Raw genomic sequence first — 6205 nt, 5'->3', positions numbered from 1 at the left:
TTTTCTGTTGTTTTGGTGTAAGTTGATTCCATCTTTCTAATTTTATCCAAGCAGCATCAGGAGAACGTTCTGCACCTGTTGACAGTGTAAATCCTGTACTGGGACTAAAAGTTATACCTGTCCCATCTTTTTCTGACCATACCCATAACTGTCCAAATATATTACCTTCTCGGTTTCCTGTTTCTGAACCTGCTGGTGACATAATTGATATTTCTCCAAATTGATTTCTCTCAATGCGTAAATCACGGTTTTCTTGACAGAATTGAAAAAATTGATCATCTGTCATTTGCATTGATGAGGGAAAATGTAATATCAAAGGTGATGAAATCATAATTATTTTTTCCATCTGAAATTAAAATTAATTTTACCACAAACCGTTGCTGAAATTGGCTAATACATAATTATTAACAGTTGAGCAATTAAAAACAGAATTAAACGCAAGTTTCCTGAAAATTCCTGATCAGATATAAAATAAAAGAATTGAACAAAGGGTGAATATGCGATTACTACACACCATGCTCCGAGTAGGTAATTTAGACGAGTCCTTGAAATTTTACTGTGATATCCTGGGAATGAAGTTACTCCGACGCAAAGATTATCCAGGGGGAGAGTTTACCCTGGCCTTTGTCGGTTATGGGGAAGAAAGTGACCACTCGGTTATAGAACTCACCCACAATTGGGGCGTAGAAAAGTATGATTTAGGAAACGCCTATGGTCATATCGCTTTAGGTGTGAATGATATTTACGCTACCTGTGAAGCCATTGGCCAATTGGGTGGTAGAGTAGTTCGAGAACCAGGACCCATGAAACATGGTTCAACGGTAATTGCTTTTGTCGAAGACCCAGATGGTTATAAAGTTGAATTGATTCAGTTAAAAACTCCAGAATAATTTAAGGTAGGGGTAGGAAGATAAAAACTTCTTTACCCTTTACCCATTTGACCTCTAAACTTAAGTCACAAATCTAAAATCTAAAATTCTCAAGATGCAGCCTACAGATCCTGATAAATTTACTGATACAGCCTGGGAAGCGGTAACAAAATCCCAAGATGTGGTTCGCGCTTATAAACAACAACAATTAGAAGTTGAACATTTAATTATTGCTCTTTTAGAAGAACCAACTAGCCTAGCTACAGCCATTCTCACCCGCGCGGAGGTTGATTCGGTCCGATTTAAACAACAATTAGAGGCTTTTACTCAGCGTCAACCGAAAGTTGCAAGAAGTGATCAACTTTACCTGGGGCGTAATTTGGATTTGCTGCTGGATAAAGCTAATGAAATTAGAGCTAAAATGAAAGAGGAGGAAATCTCGGAAGGACATATAATTTTGGCCTTTGCTGATGATGAACGGATTGGTAAACGCTTATTTAAAAGCTTAAATATAGATATCTCTCAAGTAGAACTTGGAGTTAAATCTGCTCGCAATAGTCAAAGATTGAAATCATCCCCTAAAGCAGAAGCAGATGTACCTGATGAAGCTTTGAAAAGATTTGGACGAGATTTGACAGAACAAGCCAAAGCCGGAAAATTAGATCCGGTTATCGGTAGAGATGATGAAATTCGCCGGGTAATTCAGGTTTTATCTCGTCGTAGCAAAAATAACCCTGTATTAATTGGTGAGCCAGGAGTCGGTAAAACTGCGATCGCTGAAGCCTTAGCCCAAAGAATGGTCAATGGTGACGTTCCTGAATCTCTAAAAAACCGCCAATTAATCTCTTTAGATATCGGTAGTTTGATTGCTGGTGCCAAATATAGAGGTGAATTTGAAGACCGTTTAAAAAATGTTCTGCGTGAAGTTACTGAATCAAACGGGCAAGTAGTTTTATTTATTGATGAACTCCATACCGTTGTCGGTGCTGGTTCTAATCAACAAGGATCTATGGATGCTGGTAATTTACTCAAACCCATGTTAGCCCGTGGTGAACTACGTTGTATTGGTGCAACTACCTTAGACGAATATCGCAAATTTATTGAAAAAGACGCAGCATTAGAAAGACGTTTTCAACAGGTATATGTAGATCAACCAACCGTAGAAAATACAATTTCTATTCTGCGGGGTTTAAAAGAACGTTATGAAGTGCATCATAATGTCAAAATTTCTGATTCTGCTTTAGTAGCTGCCGCAACCTTGTCAGCGCGTTATATAGCTGATAGATTTCTACCAGACAAAGCCATAGACTTGGTTGACGAAGCAGCAGCGAAATTAAAAATGGAGATTACATCCAAACCTGCGGAATTAGAAACCATTGATAGACGATTAATGCAGCTAGAAATGGAAAAACTGTCATTATCGAGAGAAGAACAGAGTATTTCCCCAACTAGAGAACGATTAGAACGAATTCAAGCAGAAATTGCCAGTTTAACAGTTAAACAGGAAGTATTTAATCAACAATGGCAAGGAGAAAAGCAGTTATTAGAAGCTATTAGCGTTTTAAAAAAAGAAGAGGATACCCTAAGGGTACAAATTGAACAAGCAGAACGAGATTATGATTTAAATAAAGCCGCCCAACTCAAGTATGGTAAATTAGAGGGCGTACAAAGGGAACGGGAAAGCAAAGAAACCCAACTATCAGAAATTCAAACCCAAGGTTCTACCCTGTTGCGGGAACAAGTCACAGAAGCCGATATTGCCGAAATTGTGGCAAAATGGACAGGAATCCCCGTAAATCGGCTTTTAGAATCGGAAAGACAAAAATTACTCAAACTAGAAAGTCATTTACACGAAAGGGTAATTGGTCAAGAAGAAGCCGTTTCCGCCGTCTCTGCGGCGATTCGTCGCGCCCGCGCTGGGATGAAAGACCCCTCTCGACCTATTGGGTCATTTTTGTTTATGGGACCAACTGGCGTGGGTAAAACTGAACTGGCTCGCGCTTTAGCTCAATTTCTCTTTGATTCAGAGGATGCTTTGGTGCGATTGGATATGTCCGAGTACATGGAAAAGCACTCAGTGTCTCGTTTAGTCGGTGCGCCTCCAGGATATGTGGGTTATGAAGAAGGGGGACAACTTTCCGAAGCAATTCGCAGACATCCTTATTCGGTGGTACTGTTGGATGAAGTGGAAAAAGCCCATCCAGATGTATTTAATATTTTATTGCAAGTCTTAGATGATGGTAGAGTTACTGATTCCCAAGGACGGGCTGTAGATTTCCGAAATACTGTTATAGTAATGACTAGCAACATTGGGAGTGAACATATTTTAGATGTCTCCGGCGATGATTCCAAGTATGATTTGATGCGAAATAAAGTCATGGAAGGTTTGCGAGGTCACTTCCGTCCTGAATTTCTCAACCGCGTTGATGACATTATTCTTTTCCACACTCTTAATCGTTCAGAAATGCGCCATATCATTCGTATTCAACTTAGACGAGTTGAAAATCTACTTAAAGAACAAAAAATATCCTTGGAAATATCACAAGACGCTTGTAATCATCTTGTAGAAGCTGGATATGATCCTGTGTATGGCGCACGTCCGTTAAAACGTTCAATTCAGCGAGAAGTGGAAAATCCTCTGGCTACCAAATTACTGGAAAATACTTTTATTTCCGGTGATACCATTTTGATTGATATGGGTGAAGCTGGTTTGACTTTTAAGAAAAAACCGCATAATAAGGTGACAGTGACGCAAAACACTGTGAAGTTAATAGAAGCATCTTCAGATATATAAAAGTTTATTTTCTCACGCAGAGACGCTCAAGGCGCGGAGATAAGATTGTTTTTTATGTCTTATCTATGTCTTTGCGTCTTTTGCGTTTTTTTGGTTCATTTAATCTATTTTCTTTTTGGTGGGACGTTTCCTTTCTGATTTTTTTTTAAAGCCTACTGCTTGCGCTGCGTCACTATCTGACCCAAATTGACCTTTTACTGCTTCTTTCATGGCTAGAACGGCTTTATGGAAGTCCCATTCTGCTTGTTTTGCAGCATCTGCGGCGGCTTTAAATAATGCTTGTTTCTCGGTTTCTTCTTGTTGTTTTGTTACCATTTCTGTATATGCTTTTTGTAATGCTTCCGGTGTGGCTTCTACGCGACCAGTGGCATAACCAATAACGGCTGTGAGTCCATTATAGGAGTCTATATCTTGCTGAATTGTGTTAGGTGTAATTCGACGGGTTGTATCTGGGGCTGGCATATTAATTTTGTTGTTATAAATAATTCTATTACTTTACTATACGATGTTTATTTTGACAATGTTTTATTTATATTTTTTATATAATTATTTTTTGTTTACAAATTTGTCTTTATGTATTGTTATTTGATGCTTTTGTTTGTTGCTGCAATATTTTTGGAATTAATGACAGTAGTTTAGTATTAAGTTCTATTTTTTTTTGTAAGGCGTTTTTTATTTTTGCATAATTTTATATTTGTGTCTTGATATGGCACATTTTTTATGATATTTTACTTTGTGTGGTTATGTGAAATATATCATTAGCGGGTAAGACTTGTACTAAGTTTATTAAAGTATGTCTACATCACAAAAATTTTATAATTAATGTCTATCTTTTATAAAATAGGTAATTAATGTATTTTATTAAAAAATTTACTATGATAAATACTAAAGATACGTAAATATTAAATAGGGTGTGTTATGGCTATAAAATAATTTGCAAGTCTGAAAAATTAAAAATTAGTTATAATACACTTTATTATTTAAGTGCGTTACGCTGACGCTAACATACTTTACTATTTATAAGGATTAAAAATTAGTTATAATACATTTTATTATTTAGGTGCGTTACGCTGACGCTAACACATCCTACTATTTAGCTGTAAATTAAAATAGTTCTTCCTTATCAAAATAATAATAACATATATCTAATCACAAGTCAATAGTTTTATAATTTTATTTTTGAAATGTTTAGTGAGTAGAGTATATAATTATTTGTATTTATTACTATTTATTGCTTCTGTTAACTATTGCAACATTATAAAAATAAATGACAATAGAATAAGATTACTATTGAGTCTTGCTGGTTTTTGAGAAAATACTTCTGTATTAAGTTTTGAAAGATTTGTTAATTTTATCAAAGCTTAAAGAATAGATAACAATCTTTTTGGATTGCAATACAGAAGAATTGTTGTAGTTACAATTTAGTTAGTTTTTGCAGCAGTCTTTAACAACAATGAATAGGTTGTTGATTTTTTGACTGCTGCTGATTATTTATGTAATGATAGTTATTAGGATAAAAAAATCATGTTTTTATTCACTAACGTCATTGTTAGCATTATTAAAAGTTTTTAATTGACGAAAAGAATGTAATTTCTCAAAAAACTTATTACTATCAAAACTTAAAGGATCAACTTTTTTACCTGCCACATCTACAGCACGATGAGTAGTAATTCTATCATCTGGGACTTGACTTTGAGCAATTAACCAAGCCAAAGAATCATATTGAGTCTCAGTATAACCGCTATGTTGATCGATATTATTCTTTCCCCAAGCATCAGGAGGAGTTTCTAAAGAGACATGATAAGCAAAATTATTCACAGATGGTGGTAAACTAGGATTAGTCTGAACAGTTTCCACACCACTAACACCTTTAAATACTGAATTACCAGCCCCAAAAGCGCGTTTTTCTGGAGGAACTAAATAAACAACCGTTCCCTGTAAAGTAATTAAAGCGTGATAACTAGCTTGAACACTTTGATCATCATGAGGAGTTTGAAAAAAATTAATGGCGCTAGAAGCCGAATTACTGGTTTCATGAAGGACTATAATAGCTTGATGATTGAGAGGTAGACCATGAATATCTGTGGTATAGCGATCGCCATAATTGCTAGGATCAACCTTAAACTGTCTAAAATCCGGTTTATATTTGCTAAATTCCTTAGTAGTTGTGTATACAAGATTAATTTGATGATTGTTGACTGAAGATGGTGTAAAATTTCTTTTCCTTTCCCTAATGGTTAATACTGACTGTAACTGCGGTGGTAGATATTGATTCCAGGATTTATCTGGCAAATTTCGTGAATTTGTCTGATTTTGCGGATTTCTTGCACCACCAATAAATAGTGCCAAAATTAAGGCAGCTAACATCAGAAAAATCAGTAAAACTCTAGTCGCCCAAGCTCTAAATTTCATATTTTTGAATACTGATAATATAGCTAATATCACTTCTGGTAACTTTGCGTCCTTGCTTCTTTGCATATTTGCGCGAAACATAACCATCAAAATCTGAGAAGATCATAAAATAAGTCTAAGATGACAAAAC

5 protein-coding genes are annotated in these 6205 nt (G+C 35.7%); 2 read left to right on the top strand and 3 right to left on the bottom strand.

The genetic code is table 11. The features are described from left to right. Positions 1 to 331, bottom strand: a 331-nt coding sequence (locus tag ACIR310F_RS0110505; protein WP_035367860.1) for a Uma2 family endonuclease, incomplete at its 3' end; no start/stop codon positions are given. A gap of 166 nt (positions 332 to 497) precedes the next feature. Between ACIR310F_RS0110505 and gloA the strand changes: the two genes are divergently transcribed. Both gloA and clpB read left to right on the top strand, forming a co-directional pair. Beyond that, on the top strand, positions 498 to 890 hold the full coding sequence (gene gloA / locus ACIR310F_RS22110) for a lactoylglutathione lyase (RefSeq protein ID WP_071604816.1): 393 nt from the start codon (positions 498 to 500) through the stop codon (positions 888 to 890). Positions 891 to 984: 94 nt separating this feature from the next. Continuing rightward, positions 985 to 3663, top strand: coding sequence for an ATP-dependent chaperone ClpB (gene clpB, locus ACIR310F_RS0110495; RefSeq protein ID WP_028083795.1), 2679 nt, complete (start codon positions 985 to 987; stop codon positions 3661 to 3663). 99 nt (positions 3664 to 3762) lie between these two features. Here the strand turns inward: clpB and ACIR310F_RS0110490 are convergent, their stop codons facing one another. Further along, complete coding sequence (locus ACIR310F_RS0110490) at positions 3763 to 4125, bottom strand: hypothetical protein (protein ID WP_028083794.1); 363 nt, start codon at positions 4123 to 4125, stop codon at positions 3763 to 3765. Positions 4126 to 5193: 1068 nt separating this feature from the next. Further along, a complete protein-coding gene (locus ACIR310F_RS0110485) occupies positions 5194 to 6075 on the bottom strand; it encodes a peptidoglycan recognition protein family protein (RefSeq protein WP_035367868.1) in 882 nt (293 codons plus the stop codon). Between the last annotated feature and the right edge of the window lie 130 nt (positions 6076 to 6205).

This window comes from Dolichospermum circinale AWQC310F (genome assembly GCF_000426925.1).
In the GTDB taxonomy this organism is placed as follows: domain Bacteria; phylum Cyanobacteriota; class Cyanobacteriia; order Cyanobacteriales; family Nostocaceae; genus Dolichospermum; species Dolichospermum circinale.
This window is presented reverse-complemented; position numbering and strand designations above follow the sequence as displayed.

Bases quoted from the DNA above. Each gene is read 5' to 3' on its own strand.
- ACIR310F_RS0110485 (WP_035367868.1), bottom strand. From the start codon at position 6,075: ATGAAATTTAGAGCTTGGGCGACTAGAGTTTTACTGATTTTTCTGATG.
- clpB (WP_028083795.1), top strand. From the start codon at position 985: ATGCAGCCTACAGATCCTGATAAATTTACTGATACAGCCTGGGAAGCG.
- ACIR310F_RS0110490 (WP_028083794.1), bottom strand. From the start codon at position 4,125: ATGCCAGCCCCAGATACAACCCGTCGAATTACACCTAACACAATTCAG.
- gloA (WP_071604816.1), top strand. From the start codon at position 498: ATGCGATTACTACACACCATGCTCCGAGTAGGTAATTTAGACGAGTCC.